The organism is Flagellimonas meishanensis, assembly GCF_019880545.1.
Lineage (GTDB): Bacteria > Bacteroidota > Bacteroidia > Flavobacteriales > Flavobacteriaceae > Flagellimonas > Flagellimonas meishanensis.
The window spans coordinates 1,065,056-1,086,508 of record NZ_JAINVW010000001.1 but is presented as its reverse complement, the minus strand read 5'-3'; the positions used below and the strand labels follow the sequence as shown (position 1 = coordinate 1,086,508).

The window sequence follows — 21,453 nt, the reverse complement described above, 5'->3', positions numbered from 1 at the left end:
AATGGACAAACCCATCCTGATAGGACCATTTACACAACTGCTTCCCATGACGGGATTGCCCTTAAAGGGTGCATTGAACGATGGGCAATTGCCTGTGATCCAAAATGGCGGACTAGTGGTTTCCAAAGGAAAAATCCTAAAAATTGGATTGTTTGAAGATCTAAGATCCAATGAGGTCCAAATCCATCCGTTGGAGGGGAAGAACGTTTGCCTGCCCGGATTTGTAGATTCCCATACCCACATCTGCTTTGCAGGGAGCCGTGCGAGGGACTATGCCTATCGAAATGCGGGAAAAACCTATTTGGAAATCGCCAAGGCCGGTGGCGGTATTTGGGATACGGTAACACAGACCCGAAAAGCTTCGCAAAAAGAGTTGGGGGAAGGGATTGTTTACCGAAGCGAGAAACATCTAAAAAATGGAATTACGACCATAGAAGTAAAAAGCGGTTATGGACTTTCGGTGGATGAAGAATTAAAAATGCTCCGTGCCATCAAACAAGCCAACTCAAAAACAAAGATAGACCTGGTTCCCACCTGTTTGGCAGCACACATGAAACCAAAGGATTGGAATCAGGGCGAAGCATATCTGAACGTGATCATTAATGAATTGTTCCCCATTATAAAGAAGGAAAATTTGGCAAACAGGGTAGATGCCTTCGTAGAGGAAAGTGCATTTTCTGCAGAGGAAATCAAACCGTACTTTCAAAAAGCCAAGGAAATGGGATTTGACATCACGGTGCATGCCGACCAATTTACCACAGGGGGCAGTCAGGTGGCCGTTGATTTTGGAGCTGTCAGTGCTGACCATTTGGAAGCGAGTACCGAAAAAGAAATTCGGCTTTTGGCCCAGAGCAATACCATAGCAACTGCCTTGCCGGGAGCTTCCCTTGGCTTGGGATGTGCCTACACCCCAGCTCGCAAAATTTTGGATGCTGGGGGGGCTTTGTCCATAGCCAGTGATCATAATCCGGGTTCGGCACCCATGGGAGACCTATTGGCCCAAGCAAGTATTCTGGGCACTTTTGAAAAGCTGTCCAATACGGAAGTTTTATCCGGAATAACGTTTAGGGCCGCTGCCGCACTGCGCCTATCCGACAGGGGGAAATTAGAACCCGGCACTAGGGCCGATTTTGTAGTTTTTCCAACGGAAAATTATCAGGAAATCACCTATCATCAAGGGCAAATGAAACCTAGCCACGTTTGGAAAAATGGTGCACCCATTTTTTAAAATGAAAAAGAAATGACAACGACATTGATCAATTTTCAAGCACAAATAGTACAGGGGATTCCAACACAACTTCCACCTAAGAAGGAATATCCCAAAAACGGAAATCCTGCCCCCAAACGCAAGGATATCCTTTCCAAAGAAGAAAAAAAACTGGCCGTTCAAAATGCACTTCGATATTTTCCAAAGACTTGGCACAAAGAACTGGCTCCAGAATTTGCCAACGAACTGAAAACCTTCGGAAGGATTTACATGCACAGGTTCAAACCGGAGTACAAGATATATGCCCGGCCCATTGCCGAATATCCGGCCAAGACCAAAAAAGCTGCTGCAATTATGCTGATGATCCAGAACAATCTGGATACTGCCGTGGCACAACATCCAGAAGAATTGATTACCTACGGAGGTAATGGAGCTGTATTTCAAAACTGGGCCCAATACCTATTGACCATGAAATATTTGGCCGAAATGACCGAGGAACAGACGCTACACGTGTATTCGGGCCACCCTATGGGATTGTTTCCTTCTTCAAAGGAAGCACCAAGAGTCGTTGTGACCAACGGCATGATGATTCCCAACTATTCAAAGCCAGATGACTGGGAAAAATACAACGCCTTGGGCGTGACCCAATATGGTCAAATGACCGCTGGTTCATACATGTACATTGGTCCGCAGGGCATCGTTCATGGCACGGCCATCACCGTAATGAACGCTTTCAGAAAGGTACTGAACAGGAATCAATTCCCGGAGGGGAAAGTTTTCCTGACTGCCGGATTGGGAGGGATGAGCGGGGCCCAGCCCAAAGCGGGAAATATTGCGGAATGCATCACCGTTTGTGCCGAGGTAAATCCTGAAGCCGCCAAAAAACGCCATCAGCAAGGGTGGGTGGACGAGCTTATTGAAGATTTGGATACGCTTGTGGACCGAACCAGAACCGCCATTGCAAACGAAGAAGTGGTTTCATTGGCCTACATTGGCAATGTGGTGGATGTTTGGGAAAGGTTTGATGAGGAAGACATTTTTGTGCACTTGGGATCGGACCAGACCTCGCTGCACAATCCTTGGGCAGGGGGATATTATCCTGTTGGAATCACTTTTGAAGAATCCAACGCCATGATGGTGGAAAATCCTGCAAAATTCAAAGAAAAAGTACAGGAATCCCTCCGGCGACAAATCAATGCCATCAATAAGCACACTGCCAAGGGAACCTATTTTTTTGATTATGGCAATGCCTTTTTATTGGAAGTGTCCCGTGCCGGTGGAGACGTCATGGCCGAAAACAAAGTAGATTTCAGGTATCCCTCCTATGTACAGGACATTTTGGGTCCCATGTGTTTTGATTATGGCTTTGGGCCATTTCGATGGGTCTGTACGTCGGGAGACCCAAAAGATCTCCAAAAAACGGATGCTATTGCCCTCCAAGTAATGAAAAACATCAAGGCCGTTGCACCCGAAGAAATCCAACAACAGATGCAGGACAACATCAAATGGATCTCGGAAGCAGAACAAAACCGATTGGTGGTTGGTTCGCAAGCACGAATCCTGTATGCCGATGCCGAGGGGCGCAGTAAAATTGCCGATGCCTTCAACACGGCCATTGCGGAAGGGGAAATAAGCGCCCCCGTAGTGTTGGGCAGGGACCACCACGACGTCAGTGGCACCGATTCTCCCTTTAGGGAGACCAGTAATATTTACGATGGCAGTCAATTCACCGCCGATATGGCCATACACAATGTAATCGGGGACAGCTTTCGCGGAGCGACCTGGGTCTCCATCCACAACGGTGGCGGTGTCGGTTGGGGCGAAGTGATCAATGGGGGGTTCGGTTTGGTGCTGGATGGCTCCAAGGAAGCTTCTGACCGATTGAAAAGTATGTTGTTCTACGATGTGAACAATGGCATTTCCAGAAGAAGCTGGGCCCGGAACAAAGAAGCACTATTCGCCATAAAACGTGAAATGGAACGTACCTCAAACTTAAAAGTGACCCTCCCCAACATGGTGGAACCAGAAATTTTGGACGACCTTTTTAAATGAAAATGGAACATTACGAAGCACCAAAAAAAGACCTTTGGACCGGAAGAGCATCCAACAAATGGCTGTATCTGCACGAAAAAGTACACTGTACCCCATTGCAAGAAATTCCCGAGGCACAGAAAAAGTCCATTGCCCTTTTGGGTTATGCCTGCGATGAAGGCGTGCGGCGCAATCAAGGGAGAATTGGGGCCGTTGAAGGTCCGGATGCCATCAAAAAAAGCATTGGCAAAATGCCAAACCATCTGGCAAGTCACACCGTTTTGCACGACATAGGGTCCATTACCTGCAAGGATGGTGATATGGAAGCCGCACAAAATGAACTTGCCGATGCAGTTTCATCACTTCTCATGAAAAAACAGTTCCCCATTGTTTTGGGTGGTGGGCACGATGTGGCCTATGGACATTATCGGGGAATCAAGCACTATTTGGATTCAAAGAAGAAAGGCCAGAGCATGGGCATAATCAATTTTGATGCGCATTTTGACCTCCGAAAAAATACGGACCGTGGCAATTCCGGAACTCCTTTTTATCAAATAGCCAAGGATTGTGAAAAAGAAAATATTGATTTCAATTACCTATGCCTGGGAATTCGAAAGGATGCCAACGATAGGGAACTGTTTCAAACGGCCAAGGACATGGATGTCGTTTATGTGATGTCCGATACCTTTCAAATGCACTTTTTGGAGGAAATCAACACCTGGATCAACGCCTTCATCAATAATGTGGACCATGTGTATGTGACCATAGATTTGGATGGATTTTCCTCAGCCTTCGCTCCCGGGGTGAGCGCTGCCTCTCCCATGGGTTTCATGCCCCGCATTGTCATTGAATGCTTAAAGACCATCATGGCCTCTGGAAAATTGATCAGTCTGGATATTGCGGAGATGAACCCCCGATATGATGTGGATGGACAAACGGCAAAATTGGCCGCCTCTTTGGTGCACTACGTGGCCCACAATAGTTAAGGAAATTGATATCGGTATAGTTTGTCAGATCGGGCACAGTCGAGATCACAAACAAAAAAAGCCTTCCAAAAGGAAAGCCTTTCATTGGTTAGCATACTTCGATGCTTTAACCTGATTTCAATCCTGCGGACTGAAATCCAACACAACGCGGCAAAGATATGATGATTTTTTTGAAAAATGACAGTTGATCATATTTGTGTTTATTTTTTGGAATAAATCCATTTTATAGGAATTATTCCATAAATTAGCTTTCCTTCAACTGAACAATGAAAAAGACCATTTTACATCTTGATCTGGATACTTTTTACGTATCCGTGGAGCGCATCATCAATTCGGAGCTCAAGAACAAGCCCCTATTGGTGGGTGGCACCAGCGATCGTGGCGTAGTGGCCGCATGCAGTTATGAGACCCGCGGCTTTGGCGTGCATTCGGGCATGCCCATGAAAATGGCCAAGGAACTTTGTCCTGAAGCGGTAGTGATCCGGGGCAATGCAGGCACCTACAGCAAGTATTCCGATGTGGTCACCGAAATCATCAAGGAGCATGTGCCCCTTTTTGAAAAATCGAGCATTGATGAGTTTTATGCCGACCTCTCGGGCATGGACCGCTTTTTTGGATGCTACAAATATGCCTCAGAAATGCGGCAGAAAATTATCCGGGAGACCGGTCTGCCCATCTCTTTTGGCCTATCGGTGAACAAAGTGGTTTCCAAAGTGGCCACGAACGAGGCCAAGCCCAACAATCAACTCAAAATAGATTTTGGGCAAGAAAAGCCCTTCTTGGCGCCTTTGTCCATCAAAAAAATTCCCATGGTAGGCGATAAAACCTATCAGACCCTTAGAAATCTGGGCATCCGAAAAGTACAGACCATACAGGAAATGCCAATGGACATTATACAACGGGTGCTGGGGGCCAACGGGACCGTAATCTGGAAAAGGGCCAACGGCATTGACAACACCCCTGTCATCCCATTCCATGATCGAAAATCCATATCGACGGAACGCACCTTTGACCGTGACACGATTGACGTAACCAAGCTCCAGGGCATCCTTATCGCCATGACCGAAAATTTGGCCTATCAACTCCGAAGAGGCGACAAGTTGACGGCCTGTATTGCGGTAAAAATCCGGTATTCCGATTTCAACACCTATTCCAAGCAGCTACGGATTCCATACACCAGTGCCGATCATATCCTTATACCCAAGATCTTGGATTTGTTCCGAGGGCTATACAACAAGCGGATGTTGGTGCGCTTGATCGGGATTCGTTTCAGCCATCTGGTATCGGGTAATTATCAGATCAACCTTTTTGAGGATACCGAAGAGACCCTGAACCTATATAATGCCATGGACAGGGTTCGGAACCGCTTTGGAGACCGGAGCATTTTTAGGGCCTCGGCCATGGGAGCGAAGACCATTGGCCGAATGCACAACCCCTTCAATGGATTGCCGCCCGTGGTACTGGCACATCGAAAACAATGAACAATCTTCAATGAGCAATGAACTACAGATAATTGATTATTGACAACTGAAAATTGTATCTCAATTGCCACACATATTACAGCATGCGCTTCGGGACTTTTTCCGAAAAGGAACTCCTACAACTGGCCCAACAAAACCATGTGACCCAGTTGGTGTTGACCGACATAAACAATACTTCGGCCTGTTTGAACTTTGTTCGAAAAGCACCCGAATACAACGTCCGGCCCATACTCGGCATCGATTTTAGAAATGGTGTTCAACCCCGTTTTGTGGGCATCGCAAAAAACAACGAAGGGTATTTGGAGCTCAATACTTTTTTATCGCACCATCTCCATGGGACGATTGAAATTCCCAAGAAGGCCCCTTATTTCAAAAATGCTTTTGTCGTCTACCCCTTTGAACAGGTTCTTTTGAACGAATTGCAGGATTTTCGGGAGAACGAATTCATAGGAATCTCGATCAAAGAACTCCGAAAACTTCCTTTCTCTGGGTTGATGAAATTTCGCGACAAATTGGTAGTGCAACAGCCCGTCACTTTTAGGAACAGACAAGATTTCAATGCCCACCGTTTGTTGAGAGCGATTGACAACAATGTACTGTTGAGCAAACTTCCGAAGGAAGAAGAAGCCGAAGAGGATGAAAAAATGTATCCCATAGAAAATTTGGCGGCCGCTTTTTCAGAATATCCCTTCATTTTGGAAAACACGGAGCGGCTGCTGAAGCAATGCAGCATCCATTTCGATTTTTCAAAAGGCAGAAAGCCCCAGAACCTCAAAAGTTATTCGGGGAGCGTCGAAGCGGATGAAAAGTTGATCGAAAAACTATGCTATGAAGGGCTTCCCTATCGCTATGAGAAAGTTGATGGCCCCATCAAAAACCGATTGGATAAAGAACTGGCACTTATCAAAAGAATGGGATTTGTCTCCTATTTTTTGATCAATTGGGACATTGTTTCCGAAGCCCGCCGAAGGGGCTTTTATTATGTGGGCCGAGGAAGTGGTGCCAACAGTATTGTGGCCTATTTGCTCCGCATTACCGATGTGGACCCCATGGAGCTGGACCTCTATTTTGAGCGGTTCATCAATTTGTACCGGGCCAATCCCCCCGATTTTGACATTGATTTTTCATGGAAGGACCGCCCTGCCATGACCGAATACATTTTTAATCGCTTTGAGCATGTCGCCCTTTTGGGCACTTATGTCACCTTTAAGGAACGTGGCGTTGTTCGGGAGCTGGGCAAAGTGTTTGGTCTTCCTCCACAAGAAATTGATTTTTTAATTGAAGGCCGATACAACTTTGATGCCTTGGATGGGATTTCAAAACTTGTTTTGAAGTATGGCAGCCTTCTCAAGGGCAAGCCCAATTATCTGAGCATCCATGCCGGGGGCATCTTGATCAGTGAAAAGCCGCTGCACTGGTTTTCCGCCACCCATCTTCCCCCCAAGGGATTTCCGACCACACAGTACGATATGGTGATTGCCGAAGATGTAGGCCTCTACAAATTCGACATTTTAGGCCAACGGGGATTGGGCAAGATCAAAGAGGCCCTGGAAATTGTCGCCTACAATCAACCCGAGAAATTTGAACAGGTCGACATCCATGACATCAAGGGTTTTAAAAAGGACGGTATCATTAATAACCTCATCAAAACGGCACAGTGCATGGGTTGTTTTTATGTGGAATCGCCTGCCATGCGCATGTTGCTCAAAAAGCTGGAGGTTGACAATTACTTGGGATTGGTCGCCGCCAGTTCCATTATTCGGCCCGGAGTGGCCAAAAGCGGGATGATGCGGGAATATATCTTGAGGCACCGCAACAAAGGTCGGGCAGAAGAAAAGGCACATCCTGTGATGCTGGACATTATGCCCGACACCTACGGGGTAATGGTCTACCAAGAAGATGTCATTAAAGTGGCCCACCATTTTGCAGATTTGGACCTGGGCGAGGCCGATGTGCTCCGCAGGGGAATGAGCGGTAAGTTCCGGTCGCGGGAAGAATTTCAGAAAGTGAAGGACAAGTTTATCTCCAACTGCCGAAAAAAGGGCTATGCAGATACCCTGATTTTTGAGATCTGGAACCAAGTGGCCAGTTTTGCAGGCTATGCTTTTGCCAAAGGGCACTCGGCCTCCTACGCTGTGGAAAGTTATCAGAGCTTGTTTTTAAGGGCCTATTTTCCATTGGAATATATGGTGGCCGTGCTCAACAACGGGGGTGGTTTTTACCGTTCCGAATTCTATATCCACGATGCCAGAATGTTGGGTGCCACCATCCATCCGCCCTGCATCAACAACAGCATCATCGTAAATCGCATTTGCGGAACCCATATTTATTTGGGGATGATGTACCTACGGGATTTGGAAAGCAGGGTCATGGAGCGAATCTTACGGGAACGGCTACAAAATGGGAATTTTGTTTCGTTGGAAGATTTTCTGGACCGAGTTTTTATTTCTGTCGAACAACTTTCCATCCTTATCCGAATTGATGCCTTCCGGTTTACGGGCATCAACAAGCACGAGCTCCTTTGGAAAACCCATTTGATGCTCTCCAAAAATGACCGCTTGGAACATCCCAAATTGTTTCCGCCCCGGCATCAAAAATTCCAGATACCCAAACTGCACACCACAACTTTGGAAACCGCTTTTGAACAGTTGGAACTGTTGGGCTTTTGTCTGTGCAGTCCTTTTGAACTTTTGGTCGAACCTCCCAAAAATTCCAATGGGCAAAAAGATTTGCAGCGCTATTTGAACAAACATATCGATATCTATGGCTATTTGGTGACAGTAAAAAATACAGATACGCATACGGGCAAGCGCATGCACTTTGCCACCTTGGTGGACCAACACGGAGAAGTGTTTGATACAGTATTGTTCCCTCCCGTGGCGGCCAATTATTATTTTCGGGGCAAGGGCATTTATCGTTTTTATGGCAAAGTCGTGGAGGAATTTGGCTTTTTGAGTATTGAGGTCATAAAAATGGTGAAGCAAGACTACATTCCCGACCCCCGCTATGCGGATATGAAAACGAGTAAAAAACTTTTGAAACCCAGAGAGGATATGAAATCAAGAGAAAATGCCCCAAACTAAAAAGAGCCCTTTCTGTTAGGAGAGGACTCTTTTACGAGAACACTATATGAAAATGAAAAAATTACTTTCTGATTAATTACATAGTAAAAGTATCTGATTGTTCTTTTTTATAAAAAGAAATGATGTGTAAGCAGAAAAAACCGTGGTCAACTTCATAAATCTTGTTTTTCATTGTACCTTATATGCTCAATATCCCAAAACATGAAAATACGAATCAAGGACAATTTTGTCCGGTATCGCCTTACCCAATCCGAAGTAAAACAGTTCTGTGAAACCGGAAAGGTAATGGCCCATACCCAATTCCCAGGGGGTGACCTGTGCTATCAACTTGTCCAAAATGATCAAATTGATAATCTGTCGGCCAGTTTCGAGAACGGGAACATCACTTTGATGGTTCCCCTGCATCTGGCGAATAACTGGCACAAAAATGAACTTGTGGGATTTCAGCACGAATTGAAGCTTCCGGATGGTACCATTCTTCATCTTTTATTGGAAAAAGATTTTGTGTGCCTTGATAATACCATGGAGGACCAATCCGACAACTACCCCAACCCCAAACTTCAATCCTGACCTACCATGGAGAAAGATTTCAAAAGGAACGTTTCGCTTACGGGGGATATCAATTTTACAGGATTGCGTCTTAAAAAACCAATGCAAACATCTGCGGGCCTATTGGGCGTCAAGGAGGCCCTGCGGCACAGTTTCAAGGAAATGGGCGTTGTCCGTTCCATGCGGGCGCTTTTGGATATGAACCAAGAAGACGGTTTTCGCTGCCCCAGCTGTGCATGGCCCGTTCCGGAACATCCCTCCAAAATTGCGGAATATTGTGAAAATGGCGCCAAAGCGCTGGCCGACGAGGCTACCACGGCCCATGTTACGGCGGATTTCTTTGCGAAAAATTCTGTGGAGGAGCTATCCCGCTTAAGTGATTTTGAGCTTAATAAATTGGGGCGCATTGTGGAGCCAATGGTCCTGCGACCAAACAGTACTCATTATGAGCTCATCTCGTGGCCAGATGCTTTTGAACTGATTGCGGAAGAACTGCATCGACTTGACGACCCAGATGAGGCCATTTTTTACACTTCTGGAAGATCGAGCAACGAAGCGGCCTACCTATATGGCATGTTTGCCCGTGCCTTTGGCACCAACAACATGCCCGATTGCTCCAACATGTGCCACGAATCGTCGGGTGTGGCCCTTTCAGAGACCTTGGGTATTGGCAAAGGTTCCGTGAAATTGGATGACCTTCATGGTGCGGAAGTCATCTTGGTCGTGGGACAAAATCCAGGGACCAACCATCCCCGAATGTTGTCCGCTTTGGAAAAATGTAAGCGCAACGGCGGTAAAATTATCAGCATTAATCCGTTGGCCGAAACAGGTCTGGTAAGTTTTAAAAATCCCCAAAGTGTTTCGGACATGTTGGGCAGCGGCCAGCAAATAGCCGACATACACCTACCTGTAAAAATCAATGAGGATATTGCTTTGGCCAAGCTCATTCTGAAAAAACTGGTAGCCCTGGATGCCAAAAACAGTAATGTGCTTGACCATGAGTTCATAGTGGAATATGTGGATGGTTATGACGAATTGGTTCAGGACTTGTTGCGCTATGACAATGAAAGTCTACGCCAACGAACCGGGGTTTCGATGCGCAAAATTGACAAGACGGTTGAACTGTTGGCCGAAAATTCCAAAATAGTGATTTGCTGGGCCATGGGACTCACCCAGCATAAAAATGCGGTGGAATGCATCAAAGAATATGTAAATATTTTGTTGTTGAAGGGTGCTGTGGGCAAACCCTTTGCGGGAACATGTCCGGTCCGTGGCCACAGTAATGTGCAGGGAGACCGCTCTGTAGGCATTATGCACTATGTAAGCCAAAGCTTGAACGACAAAATTCGGGAGCATCTTAAATTTGAGCCGCCCACCGAGCCGGGCTATGATACGGTACATGCCATTAAGGCGATGCATAAGAAAAAGGCCAAGGTCTTTGTTTGCTTGGGCGGGAACTTTTTAATGGCCGCTTCGGACACCCAATACACCGCAGAAGCCATCCAAAATTGTGATTTAACGGTTCAGATAAGCACCAAATTGAACAGAAGCCACCTGGTCACTGGAAAGACGGCGGTGCTCCTCCCCACTTTTGGCCGTTCCGAAAAGGATGAGAAAAATGGCAACCTTCAGTTTTTGACCATGGAGAGCAGCATGGGCAAGGTTCGGCAGAGCAGAGGTCTGTTGAAACCAGCTTCCAAACATATCAAAAGTGAGCCTGAGATCATTGCGCTCATGGCCGATGCCTATTTTAAGGGCAACCATTCGATGGATTGGAAGATGTTGGGTCAAGATTATGACCAAATTAGAAGCTTAATAGACAAAACTGTAAAAGGCTTTGAAAATACCAGCGAGCGCTCCAAAGGATTTGGGTACTATTTGCCCAATAATGTGCGTGATCGTGATTTTAGAATGCTTCCTAACGGCATGGCCCAACTATCCATCACCTCTTTGCCAGACCATGAACTGAAACCTGATGAGTTACTGTTGATGACCATTCGTTCCCACGACCAGTTCAACACCACCATCTACGGCCTGAACGATCGCTACAGGGGCATTCACAACGAGCGTAGGGTGGTTTTTATGAACGAAAAGGACATGCTGGATAGGCAATTGAGCAAATTGGATGTGGTAAACCTTCACAGCAATTATGATGGCATACAACGGACTGCAGAAAAATTTCTCGTGATTCCCTATGAAATTCCAAAAGGAAACATGGCCGCCTATTTTCCCGAAACCAATTTATTGGTTCCGTACAATCATTTTGCGGATAAGAGTCAGACCCCCATCAGTAAATCCATCAGGGTTACCGTGGAAAAGATTTCGCAGTATTGATTATTTAAAGGCTGGTATTCCCGTAATATCCGCTCCGGTAATCAACAAGTGGATGTCGTGGGTGCCTTCATAGGTAATCACACTTTCCAGGTTCATCATGTGGCGCATTATGCTGTAATCCCCAGTGATGCCCATACCGCCCAAAATCTGTCGTGCTTCCCTTGCAATTTTGATGGCCATTTCCACATTGTTTCTTTTGGCCATTGAAATTTGTGTCGTGGTAGCTCTACCTTCATTTTTTAGTTGACCCAATCGGAAGGCCAATAACTGTGCTTTGGTAATCTCGGTGATCATTTCGGCCAGTTTCTTTTGTTGCAATTGAAAAGCTGCGATGGGTTTTCCAAATTGGATACGCTCCTTGGCATAGCGGAGCGCGGTATCGTAACAGTCCATGGCAGCGCCAATGGCCCCCCATGCAATTCCGTACCGGGCAGAATCCAAACAGCCCAACGGCGCACCCAATCCGGATTTGTTGGGCAATAAGTTTTCTTTGGGGACCTTTACGTTATCAAAAATCAACTCGCCGGTGGCAGAAGCTCGCAGTGACCATTTGTTGTGGGTCTCCGGGGTTGAAAATCCTTCCATCCCCCGTTCCACGATAAGTCCGTGGATACGACCTTCCTCATTTTTGGCCCAAACAACGGCCACATCAGCAAAGGGTGAATTGGAAATCCACAATTTGGCACCATTCAATAGATAATGGTCGCCCATGTCCTTGTATTTGGTTTCCATGCCGCCAGGATTGGAACCGTGATTGGGCTCCGTCAAACCGAAGCAGCCCATCCACTCCCCGGTTGCCAATTTGGGCAAATATTTTTTACGTTGCTCTTCGGTGCCATAAGTGAAAATGGGATACATGACCAAGGAGGACTGCACGGAAGCGGTGGAACGCACCCCACTATCGCCCCGTTCGATTTCTTGCATGATCAATCCATAACTGATCTGATCCAATCCGGCTCCCCCGTACTCCTCAGGAATGTACGGTCCAAACGCCCCTATTTCGGCCAAACCGCCGATAATCTGTTTGGGGAATTCAGCTTTCTGGGCATACTCCTCTATAATGGGGGAAATGTCCCGTTTCACCCATTGTCGGGCCGCATCACGAACCAATTTGTGCTCTTCGGATAGCAGGTCATCCAGGTTATAATAATCCGGAGCTTCGAATAGATCAGGCTTCATTTACAGAAATTTTGGTCAAAGATAATCATGAAATATAACAATCTAACCGACCATTGTTACATTTTTAAATAAAAGGGTCGTGTTAATTCAATATATGCATTTGTGTATTGATTACGGGACATTTCAATTACCAATTCGTCCACTTTTGCCAATCCTTTGGAAAATCCCATTTCCAGTAAACTTCGCTTTGTTTCACTGTTCGGATTGCCCTTGACCCGGGTTATCCGCTTTGGATAAAGTCCATTTTCCCCAGCCATGGCAAGAAACCCCTTTTCTTCCTTATAGGGTATGATAACGGAAAAAAGCCCTTCTGGCCCAAGCAACTTTACAACCCCTCTCACAAGTCCATCAAATGGTAACGCATTGGTTTGTCTTGCCCTGTCTCTTGAAATGTTCCCACTCGACACATCTTCTTCATAAAAGGGTGGATTGGAGACAATCAAATCATAGTGTTCTTCCATCTCGTTCGCAAAGGTATCGAAATCCACATGATAACAGAACAGTCTGTCAGACCAGGGCGATTCCTCAAAGTTGGCCACGCATTGTTCATAGGCCGCATCATCCAACTCAATGGCATCAATCAATTCGGCATTGCTGCGCTGTGCCATTTGGAGGGCAATGAGACCCGTTCCTGCACCAATATCCAAAATGGCGTTGGGATTATGTTCCAACGATGTCCATGCCCCTAGCAGAACCCCATCGGTTCCCACTTTCATGGCACATTGGTCTTGGTGGATGGTGAATTGCTTGAATTTAAATGGGTGCGCCATCATCAATTCAAATATAGATCAACCAATCCCTCAGGCGTTTCTATATGAATGACTTGGTTCTTCCGGTCCACTTCCTTTATGAAATTATCATTGACGGGTATCAAAAGCTCCTTCCCCTCCTTTTCTACCTCAAAGAGTTCTTGGGAAGCATTATCGTTAACTGCCTTGATGATACCAATATTCCCATGCAACTTGTCCATTAAGGTGAAGCCTATGACCTCATGAAAATAAAATTTGTTTCCTGTGAGTGGTGGAAGCAAGGATAGGGGCAGATATAGTTCCAATCCAAGAATCTTATCTGCAGAGGCCTCGTCCTTTACCTCTTCAAAATCGATTCGCAGCAGGTTCGATTTGTGCAGACGGCATCTATCAATAAAAAATGGAACCAGATTGTTTCCCATTGAAACAAAAACTGATTCCATGTTTTCGTAGATTTCAGGGTTATCGGTGTCCAATTTTACCAACACCTCTCCCTTAAAACTATATTTTGATACGACTTTGCCCAGGTAGAAACAGTCCTCCTTGCGCATTGTCCAATTTCTATTCTTCTTCTTTGGAAGCTTCTTCCTCGGCAGGAGCCTCGGCTACGGCCTCCTCAGCAGTTTCCTTTGCAGGTTCTTCCGCCACAGGAGCTTCCTCAGCGACCGCTTCGGTGGTTTCGGCAGCTTCTTCAGCAACCTCCTCTTCTACTTCAACCGCGGCAGCTGCCCTTTTCTCGTTGGCCTCCTTTTCAGCTTCCAATGCTTTTGCACGAGCGTCGGCCTCTGCTTTGCCCAAACCATCTTTTTTGGCCTGAATGGCTTTCTCTTTCTCTTCCAACCACGCGTTGAACTTCTCCTCCACCTGCTCTTCGGTTAGTGCGCCCTTGGCAACACCTCCCAACAAATGGTGTTTCAACAAAACTCCTTTGTAAGATAGGATTGCCCTAGCGGTATCGGTTGGTTGCGCCCCATGCTGCAACCATTTTACAGAATTGTCAACATTGATGTCGATGGTGGCTGGGTTGGTATTTGGGTTATAAATTCCCAATTTCTCCAAAAATTTACCGTCCCTTTTTGCTCTGGAATCTGCGGCAACCACCCAAAAGAATGGTTTACCTTTTTTACCGTGTCTCTGAAGTCTAATCTTAACTGGCATATCACATTAATTTGTAGGGTGCCCGACCCTGGTTATTAATTCTTTTCAACTGCTTTTTACTTAAGCGGGTGCAAATATACATTTATTTCTTTATTGCATCCCAAAGGAAATCAAAAAGTTAAATCCTTTTAACAATTTCGTCAAATCCCGTTAAAACTATATTAAAGGTGCCCTCAGATTTGGAATTGGTCAAAAAATCTGTAAGTTATATACAAGCTATTGAGAGTCAATGGCATTTTAATTTAAAATGAAGTAGATTAAATGAAGTACACAGTAGAAATTTCAAACAAACTAAACGAATTATTGGAACGCACTTATGATGCCGAAAAAGGCTTTAAGCAAGTTGCAGAAAAGGCAAACAATCAAGTCATAAAGGAGTTCTTTGAAAACAGGGCCAAACAACGATATGATTTCGGCCACGAGCTGAAGAAGGAAATAAAGGCTTTCGGACAAAATCCGGACAAAGGTGGAAGCACCAAAGGAACCTTGCACAGAACATGGATCGATTTCAAATCACTCTTTACATCAAATGACGATGAAGCCATGTTGGAAGAAGTAAGTCGTGGCGAAAACGAAGCCATTGAAACCTATAATGACATTATCAACGACTCCGACTTCGTGTTGCCACCATCAACCGAAAACCTGTTGATGCGACAACGAAACATGATAAGGGAAACCTTGCAAACTGCCAACCTATATGAAGAAGCGGTCTCCTAATCAGGAATAAAATAAGCTGGAAAAAGCCAGACCTTTTAAGGTCTGGCTTTTTTCGTTGATAACTCCTAAAAACTCAATTTTACCAAAACCATCTTCTTGCTTACATTTATTGCTTAATTTCTTCCAATCCTTAAGAACATTTATGTACCTGATCTTTGATACCGAAACCACCGGTCTGCCCAAGCGATGGGATGCTCCCATCACAGATACCGACAACTGGCCTAGATGTGTCCAGATTGCTTGGCAACTGCATGATGAAATGGGAAATTTGGTGGAAAACAAAGATTTTTTGGTACGGCCCGAAGGTTTCAACATTCCCTATGAATCGGAACAGGTGCATGGCATCTCAACCGCGCTTGCCGAAAAAAAGGGGGCGGATTTGACCCTTGTCCTAGAGGAATTCAACAAAGCGCTTTCCAAAGCAAAATTTGTGGTTGGCCAAAATGTGGATTTCGATATCAATATTATGGGATGCGAGTTCCATAGGATGCAAGTTGGGAGCAAACTGACCGCCCTGCCCATCCTGGACACCTGTACCGAGGCCACGGCCGAACTTTGTAGATTGCCAGGGGGGCGCGGCGGAAAGTTTAAGCTGCCCACACTTACCGAACTGCACGAACATCTATTTGGCGAACCTTTTGCCGAAGCCCATAATGCCACCGCCGATGTGGAGGCTACAACACGATGCTTTTTGGAATTGGTCAGAAAAAGACATTTCCCTGCCAAGGAACTTGATGTGCAGCCCGATTACTTTGAACGGTTCTCAGAGGTCAATCCGCAAGAGATCAAACTCATTGGGTTAAAGCACATCAACCTCAAAAAAGCTTCCCAGGAAATTGCAGATGCACTTTGGGCGAAGGATACGGGCGAAGTTTCCGCTAAGGAAATCAAGGTAAATATTCAAGCCCTTGAAGATGCCCCATTTGCACATCTTCACAATCATTCGCAGTTTTCAGTACTTCAATCCACCATCAACATAAGGGATTTGGTCAAATCCGCTGCGGACAATGGAATGCCCGCCGTTGCATTGACCGATCATGCTAATATGATGGGGGCCTTTCACTTTGTGAAAGAAGTAATGGCCCATAATAAATCCGTCCAAGAACAAAATGAATCCTTAGGGGATACGGGTGAAATACCCCCTGCAAAAGAAATCATTCCCATAGTTGGATGTGAATTCTTCGTTTGCGAGGACCATACCAATAAAAATGTAAAGGACTACGGCCACCAGATAGTTTTGCTTGCCAAGAACAAAAAAGGATACCATAATCTGGCCAAAATGTCGTCCATTGCCTATACCGATGGTTTCTATTATGTACCACGCATAGACAAGAAAATTGTATCGCAATACAAGGAAAACATCATCGCCCTTACCGGAAACCTGTATGGTGAGGTCCCCTATAAGATATTGAATGTGGGCGAAAAACAGGCTGAAGAGGCCCTATTGTGGTGGAAAGAGCAGTTTGGTGATGACCTTTATATAGAGATGATGCGTCACGGGCAAGAGGACGAGGATCGGGTGAACCAAGTTTTGATGCAGTTTGGCAAGGAACACAACGTAAAATTGGTGGCGACAAACAATACCTATTATTGTAATAAGAAAGATGCTGAGGCCCACGATATTTTGCTTTGCGTAAAGGACGGGGAAAAGCAGGCTACACCCATAGGCCGGGGTCGAGGATATCGCTATGGCCTTCCAAATCAAGAGTACTACTTCAAGTCTTCAAATGAGATGAAGGAACTTTTTAAGGACGTTCCCGAGGCCATTCTCAACATAAAGGAGATTGTGGATAAGATAGAGCCCTTCAATCTGGCAAGCGACATTTTGCTTCCAAAATTTGATATCCCCAACGAATTCAAGGTAAATGAGGATGAATTGGATGGTGGCAAGCGCGGAGAAAATGCCTATTTGAGGCATATTACCATGGAAGGTGCGAAAAAACGCTATGGAGAGCTCACCGATCCCATTCTTGAGCGAGTGGATTTTGAACTGACCACCATAGAAAACTCCGGTTATCCAGGCTATTTTCTCATTGTGGAAGACTTTATCCGTGAAGCAAGGAACATGGGTGTCTCGGTTGGGCCGGGACGCGGCTCCGCAGCCGGTTCCGTGGTCGCCTATTGCCTGGGCATAACCAATATCGACCCCTTAAAGTACGATCTGCTTTTTGAGCGATTCTTGAATCCGGATAGGGTATCCATGCCCGATATTGATATCGACTTTGATGATGAAGGACGGAGCAAGGTCATGGACTACGTCATCAATAAATATGGAGCCAACCAAGTGGCCCAGATCATTACATACGGCACCATGGCGGCCAAATCTTCCATTCGGGATACGGCGCGCGTTTTGGACCTTCCTCTCAATGATGCCGACCGGATTGCCAAGCTCATACCCAATATGTCCAAACTGGACAAGATTTTTGGTACGGAAGAAGCCGATCTGAAGAAACGGTTTCGTTCCGATGAGCTGGAGAAAGTTCATGAATTGCTCAATATTTCGGAGGGGGATGATTTAGAGGGCCAGACCGTAAAGATGGCCCGTGTGCTGGAAGGTTCACTCCGAAATACGGGAATCCATGCTTGCGGGGTCATCATCACACCGGATGATATTACCAATTTTGTGCCTGTTGCCACAGCAAAAGATTCAGACCTGTATGTTACCCAGTTCGACAACTCCGTGGTGGAAAGTGCCGGATTGCTCAAAATGGACTTTTTGGGCCTAAAGACCCTTACTCTCATTAAGGATACGGTCAAAATCGTTAAGGCAAGGACAGGTATTGAGCTGGTTCCTGATGAGTTTCCCCTGGACGATGAAAAGACCTATGAGCTTTTTCAAAGGGGCGACACCGTTGGTATTTTCCAATACGAATCCCCTGGGATGCAAAAGCACATGAAAAACCTGAAACCTACGGTTTTTGATGACCTCATCGCCATGAATGCGCTCTACCGTCCCGGTCCTATGGAATATATTCCAAGTTTCATTGCCCGAAAACATGGCGACGAGGAAATCACCTATGACCTTCCCGAAATGGAAGAGTACTTGAAAGAAACTTACGGCATCACAGTCTATCAGGAACAAGTGATGTTGCTCTCGCAAAAATTGGCCGGTTTCTCCAAGGGCGATGCCGATGTGCTGCGAAAAGCGATGGGGAAAAAGATATTTGCCCTACTGCAAAAATTGAGGCCACAGTTTTTGGACGGAGGAGAAAAAAATGGCCATCCACGGGAGGTGCTCGAGAAAATTTGGAAGGATTGGGAAGCGTTCGCATCGTATGCCTTCAACAAGAGCCACTCTACCTGTTATGCCTATATCGCATACCAAACCGCCTATTTGAAGGCCCACTACCCTGCCGAGTATATGGCCGCGGTCCTGTCCAACAATATGAACGACATAAAACAGGTAACCTTCTTTATGGAGGAATGTAAGCGTATGGGATTGGTGGTTTTGGGACCCGATGTGAATGAATCCTATTATAAGTTTGCCGTCAACAAGGACAATGCGATTCGTTTTGGCATGGGTGCCATAAAGGGGGTTGGCCGTTCTGCGGTGGAAACCATTGTGGAAAACCGTAAAAAAGACGGCCCTTATAAATCTGTCTTTGACCTGTCCAAGCGGGTGGATTTAAGATCGGCCAATAAAAAGGCCTTTGAAAACTTAGCCCTGGCCGGAGGCTTCGACTCATTCACAGACACGCATCGGGCACAATATTTCCATCATGATGGTGATGGTATCAGCTTTTTGGAAAAGGCCATTAAATATGGTGCCAAGTTCCAGGAAAATGAGAATTCGTCCCAGGTCAGTCTCTTTGGGGAGGCCAGCGAGGTCCAAATTCCAGAACCCTTGGTTCCACCTTGTGAGGATTGGGGCACCATGGAAAAACTCCGCAGGGAAAAGGAAGTGGTGGGCATCTATATTTCGGGCCACCCCTTGGACGATTTCAAAAAGGAGATAAAGGCATTCTGCAATACCAACGTTTCTGTTTTTTCCAATTTGGATGACTATGTGAATCGGGAACTTTCCGTTGCGGGAGTGATCACCGATGTGCAGCACCGAATATCAAAAAATGGCAAAGGCTGGGGGCTCTTCACGCTGGAGGATTATACCGATACCCACGAGTTTCGGATTTTTGGGGAGGAGTACCTGAAGTTCAGACATTTTTTGATGATCAATTCCTTCGTGTACGTCAAAGCCTTTGTTCGAGAGGGCTGGGTAAATCGGGAAACTGGCAAAAAAGGAGAGCCCCGTCTACAGTTCAATGACTTTAAGCTGCTTCAGGATGTAATGGACTCTTTTGCCAAAAAATTGACCATTAAACTGGATATTGGACGCCTTCAGGAAAAGCGCATCCAAACCCTAAAAGACACGCTTAGGTCGTATAAAGGGGACCATCCGCTCAATTTTGTCGTGTATGAAATGGAGGATGAAATAAAACTGAAGCTTTCCAGCAGAAAACAAAAGGTTAAGATAAACAGTGAGTTGTTATCTGTTTTGGAAGCGAACGAGATTCATTATAAATTAAATTAGGCATAACCAAAGCCAATGGTGCCATAATTAAAATGAATGTAGTAGCGGTAAGGATGCTGGGCAATATTTGACTAACTTTGCGAACATTAAAATACAAAAGATGGCACTAGAGATAACAGACGAAACTTTTGAAGATGTAGTACTTAAGAGCGACAAACCCGTAGTTGTCGATTTTTGGGCGGCTTGGTGCGGTCCCTGTAGAATGGTTGGCCCCATCATCGAAGAGGTCAGCGCAGAATATGAAGGAAAGGCCGTGGTAGGAAAAGTGGATGTAGATTCCAATCAGCAGTATGCTGCGAAATATGGTGTCAGGAACATACCAACCGTATTGGTCTTCAAAAATGGAGAGATAATCAACCGTCAGGTAGGGGTATCTCCCAAAAAAGTATATACGGATGCCATAGATGCGGCATTGTAAAAAAAATCCCCTTTGGGATTTTAAAAAAGGTTTGGCAATTGCCAAACCTTTTTTGTTTTATCTTGGACCAAGATGGATTTAAGATCTGAACTTCACAGCGCCCCGCTGTTTCAAAACCTGGAGCTTTTGGCCCACCAGATTGTAGAGGGATTTATCAGCGGCATCCACAAAAGTCCGTTTCACGGATTTTCAGCGGAATTTGCCGAACATAAAATCTATAATCCCGGGGAAAGCACCAAACACATCGATTGGAAATTGTTTGCAAAAACGGATAGGCTCTATACCAAACGTTACGAGGATGAAACGAATTTGAGGTGCCACATGGTCTTGGACAACTCCGCTTCCATGTATTACCCAGAGGTAAAGAAGCTCTCCCTGAACAACCTAAACAAAATAGGTTTTGGCGTGCTGGCCATGGCCGCACTAATGCAAATACTGAAAAAACAAAGGGATGCCGTTGGATTGAGCATCTATTCGGACACTTATAACTTTCACACTACTGAAAAGAGTAGTGAAAGGCATTTTCAGATGCTCTATTCAAAATTGAACGAGGTTGCCCAGAACAGGGGTAAATCCGAAACCACAAAGACCTACACCTACCTGCACCAAATAGCCGAAAAAGTGCATCGGCGGAGTCTTATCATCCTGTTTTCGGATATGTTCCAGACCGAAACAGGGGAAGCTGAGCTTTTTGATGCCCTACGGCATTTGAAATACAACAAGCACGCTGTGGTACTGTTTCATCTTTTGGATAAAAAACATGAACTGGACTTCGCTTTTGAAAACACCCCCAAGCGATTTGTGGACGTGGAAACCGGCGCCCATATTGATCTATACGCAGAAAACATCCAGAAGGCTTACAGTCAAAAAGTAATGGAATATCAAAACAACCTGAAGCTACAATGCATAAGGTATGGCATAAAGTATGTGAATGTGGATGTCCAATCCAATTTTACCAAGGTATTGAACACGTTTATGACAGAGCAGCAAAAGTTTGTTTAAGCCGCTAATTTTTAAAAAAATGTTTTTTGAA

15 protein-coding genes are annotated in these 21,453 nt (G+C 45.5%); 11 read left to right on the top strand and 4 right to left on the bottom strand.

Annotated elements, in window-relative coordinates; translation table 11 throughout:
- Position 1 precedes the first annotated feature (1 nt).
- The 7 genes from hutI (at position 2) to K7G75_RS04860 (ending at position 11,671) form a co-directional block, all read left to right on the top strand.
- On the top strand, positions 2 to 1,228 hold the full coding sequence (gene hutI, locus K7G75_RS04890; protein ID WP_222983096.1) for an imidazolonepropionase: 1,227 nt from the start codon (positions 2 to 4) through the stop codon (positions 1,226 to 1,228).
- A 12-nt stretch (positions 1,229 to 1,240) separates the two neighbouring features.
- Positions 1,241 to 3,259, top strand: a complete 2,019-nt coding sequence (locus K7G75_RS04885; protein WP_262420243.1) for a urocanate hydratase — start codon at positions 1,241 to 1,243, stop codon at positions 3,257 to 3,259.
- Between the two features lie 2 nt (positions 3,260 to 3,261).
- Complete coding sequence (gene hutG / locus K7G75_RS04880) at positions 3,262 to 4,224, top strand: formimidoylglutamase (RefSeq protein WP_222983095.1); 963 nt, start codon at positions 3,262 to 3,264, stop codon at positions 4,222 to 4,224.
- A gap of 266 nt (positions 4,225 to 4,490) precedes the next feature.
- Entirely contained in the window at positions 4,491 to 5,705 is a 1,215-nt protein-coding gene (dinB, locus tag K7G75_RS04875) for a DNA polymerase IV (RefSeq protein ID WP_222983094.1), read from the top strand.
- 53 nt (positions 5,706 to 5,758) lie between these two features.
- Entirely contained in the window at positions 5,759 to 8,788 is a 3,030-nt protein-coding gene (locus K7G75_RS04870) for a DNA polymerase III subunit alpha (RefSeq protein WP_222983093.1), read from the top strand.
- A gap of 201 nt (positions 8,789 to 8,989) precedes the next feature.
- On the top strand, positions 8,990 to 9,358 hold the full coding sequence (locus tag K7G75_RS04865) for a DUF7009 family protein (RefSeq protein WP_222983092.1): 369 nt from the start codon (positions 8,990 to 8,992) through the stop codon (positions 9,356 to 9,358).
- A gap of 6 nt (positions 9,359 to 9,364) precedes the next feature.
- Positions 9,365 to 11,671 (top strand): FdhF/YdeP family oxidoreductase, encoded by a 2,307-nt coding sequence (locus tag K7G75_RS04860; protein WP_222983091.1) that lies wholly within the window; start codon positions 9,365 to 9,367, stop codon positions 11,669 to 11,671.
- On the opposite strand, the gene K7G75_RS04855 is transcribed toward K7G75_RS04860, so the two are convergent.
- From K7G75_RS04855 to K7G75_RS04840, 4 genes are read right to left on the bottom strand one after another with little or no spacing between them, the layout of a single operon-like run.
- Positions 11,672 to 12,850: an acyl-CoA dehydrogenase family protein gene (locus K7G75_RS04855; protein ID WP_222983090.1), complete on the bottom strand. Its 1,179-nt coding sequence runs from the start codon at positions 12,848 to 12,850 to the stop codon at positions 11,672 to 11,674. It abuts the gene before it with no gap.
- A gap of 56 nt (positions 12,851 to 12,906) precedes the next feature.
- Positions 12,907 to 13,620 carry a tRNA1(Val) (adenine(37)-N6)-methyltransferase gene (locus K7G75_RS04850; RefSeq protein ID WP_222983460.1) on the bottom strand — a complete coding sequence of 238 codons (714 nt, stop codon included), beginning with the start codon at positions 13,618 to 13,620 and terminating at the stop codon, positions 12,907 to 12,909.
- Positions 13,621 to 13,622: 2 nt separating this feature from the next.
- Complete coding sequence (gene rimM, locus K7G75_RS04845; protein WP_222983089.1) at positions 13,623 to 14,150, bottom strand: ribosome maturation factor RimM; 528 nt, start codon at positions 14,148 to 14,150, stop codon at positions 13,623 to 13,625.
- Positions 14,151 to 14,160: 10 nt separating this feature from the next.
- A complete protein-coding gene (locus K7G75_RS04840) occupies positions 14,161 to 14,757 on the bottom strand; it encodes a 30S ribosomal protein S16 (protein ID WP_222983088.1) in 597 nt (198 codons plus the stop codon).
- A 261-nt stretch (positions 14,758 to 15,018) separates the two neighbouring features.
- On the opposite strand from K7G75_RS04840, the gene K7G75_RS04835 reads away from it, so the two are divergent.
- The 4 genes from K7G75_RS04835 to K7G75_RS04820 all read left to right on the top strand — a co-directional run bounded on the left by K7G75_RS04835 (position 15,019) and on the right by K7G75_RS04820 (position 21,422).
- On the top strand, positions 15,019 to 15,474 hold the full coding sequence (locus K7G75_RS04835; protein ID WP_222983087.1) for a ferritin-like domain-containing protein: 456 nt from the start codon (positions 15,019 to 15,021) through the stop codon (positions 15,472 to 15,474).
- Positions 15,475 to 15,616: 142 nt separating this feature from the next.
- The gene (gene dnaE / locus K7G75_RS04830; protein ID WP_222983086.1) at positions 15,617 to 20,002 is read left to right on the top strand and encodes a DNA polymerase III subunit alpha; all 4,386 of its coding nucleotides are present in this window, start codon (positions 15,617 to 15,619) and stop codon (positions 20,000 to 20,002) included.
- A 100-nt stretch (positions 20,003 to 20,102) separates the two neighbouring features.
- Complete coding sequence (trxA, locus tag K7G75_RS04825; RefSeq protein ID WP_222983085.1) at positions 20,103 to 20,420, top strand: thioredoxin; 318 nt, start codon at positions 20,103 to 20,105, stop codon at positions 20,418 to 20,420.
- 72 nt (positions 20,421 to 20,492) lie between these two features.
- Complete coding sequence (locus tag K7G75_RS04820) at positions 20,493 to 21,422, top strand: DUF58 domain-containing protein (protein ID WP_222983084.1); 930 nt, start codon at positions 20,493 to 20,495, stop codon at positions 21,420 to 21,422.
- Positions 21,423 to 21,453 lie beyond the last annotated feature (31 nt).

What these genes read in the sequence shown, in the direction of transcription:
- hutI (WP_222983096.1), top strand. Translation starts at nt 2, where the DNA reads ATGGACAAACCCATCCTGATAGGACCATTTACACAACTGCTTCCCATG.
- K7G75_RS04885 (WP_262420243.1), top strand. Translation starts at nt 1,241, where the DNA reads ATGACAACGACATTGATCAATTTTCAAGCACAAATAGTACAGGGGATT.
- hutG (WP_222983095.1), top strand. Translation starts at nt 3,262, where the DNA reads ATGGAACATTACGAAGCACCAAAAAAAGACCTTTGGACCGGAAGAGCA.
- dinB (WP_222983094.1), top strand. Translation starts at nt 4,491, where the DNA reads ATGAAAAAGACCATTTTACATCTTGATCTGGATACTTTTTACGTATCC.
- K7G75_RS04865 (WP_222983092.1), top strand. Translation starts at nt 8,990, where the DNA reads ATGAAAATACGAATCAAGGACAATTTTGTCCGGTATCGCCTTACCCAA.
- K7G75_RS04860 (WP_222983091.1), top strand. Translation starts at nt 9,365, where the DNA reads ATGGAGAAAGATTTCAAAAGGAACGTTTCGCTTACGGGGGATATCAAT.
- K7G75_RS04855 (WP_222983090.1), bottom strand. Translation starts at nt 12,850, where the DNA reads ATGAAGCCTGATCTATTCGAAGCTCCGGATTATTATAACCTGGATGAC.
- K7G75_RS04850 (WP_222983460.1), bottom strand. Translation starts at nt 13,620, where the DNA reads ATGGCGCACCCATTTAAATTCAAGCAATTCACCATCCACCAAGACCAA.
- rimM (WP_222983089.1), bottom strand. Translation starts at nt 14,150, where the DNA reads ATGCGCAAGGAGGACTGTTTCTACCTGGGCAAAGTCGTATCAAAATAT.
- K7G75_RS04840 (WP_222983088.1), bottom strand. Translation starts at nt 14,757, where the DNA reads ATGCCAGTTAAGATTAGACTTCAGAGACACGGTAAAAAAGGTAAACCA.
- K7G75_RS04835 (WP_222983087.1), top strand. Translation starts at nt 15,019, where the DNA reads ATGAAGTACACAGTAGAAATTTCAAACAAACTAAACGAATTATTGGAA.
- dnaE (WP_222983086.1), top strand. Translation starts at nt 15,617, where the DNA reads ATGTACCTGATCTTTGATACCGAAACCACCGGTCTGCCCAAGCGATGG.
- trxA (WP_222983085.1), top strand. Translation starts at nt 20,103, where the DNA reads ATGGCACTAGAGATAACAGACGAAACTTTTGAAGATGTAGTACTTAAG.
- K7G75_RS04820 (WP_222983084.1), top strand. Translation starts at nt 20,493, where the DNA reads ATGGATTTAAGATCTGAACTTCACAGCGCCCCGCTGTTTCAAAACCTG.